We start from the raw sequence: 585 nt of genomic DNA, 5'->3' as shown, positions 1-585 counted from the left end.
CGCTGCCTGCAGGTCGAAGAAATTGTCGTGCACGCTGCCCTTAAGCGCTGAACTATTGTCGTTATAGGAGTTGGCATGAAGCATATACGACATTGCGTCGCCAGCGTTGCCACCCGTTGCGATCATCGTGTTGTATGCCATCACGGCATCCTGGATCACGCCGCCCTGCGTATTACTGTAAAATTGAAAGCCCTCGCCGCCGGAAACCTGCGGGGTCTGGTAGGTCGTGTTGAACTCGACGTCCACCGAGCTCGCCGTGCCGCCGCCGAATTGCAGAAAATTCAGATGATAACCGTCGTGGAGCGAACCTTGTTCGATCAGATTATATTTATAGTCGACGGAAAAACTCGGGCTTCCATTGGCCTGAGTAAATTCGACGATGTGGCCCGGAAAGTTCTTGAACCAGTTATATTCCAGCGTCACCTCGCCCGAGCCCGAGTACCGAATGTACGACAGGTTGTTGCCGATCGAGCTGCCGTCAAACGTATTATGTATCACCGTGAGATTGGACGCCGACGTGCCGCCGTATATCAGGTAAGCTCCCTGGTTCGTCCCCACCGAGAAATTGCTATTGGATATCGTCGT

The 585-nt window shown here is 53.3% G+C and carries 1 protein-coding gene; it reads right to left on the bottom strand.

The genetic code is table 11. The features are described from left to right. Positions 1–558: hypothetical protein (locus tag XI05_RS08920; protein WP_271500699.1), on the bottom strand; the 558-nt coding region annotated here is incomplete at its 3' end. Between the last annotated feature and the right edge of the window lie 27 nt (positions 559–585).

The organism is Bradyrhizobium sp. CCBAU 11357 (assembly GCF_028128865.1).
Lineage (GTDB): Bacteria > Pseudomonadota > Alphaproteobacteria > Rhizobiales > Xanthobacteraceae > Bradyrhizobium.
This window is presented reverse-complemented; position numbering and strand designations above follow the sequence as displayed.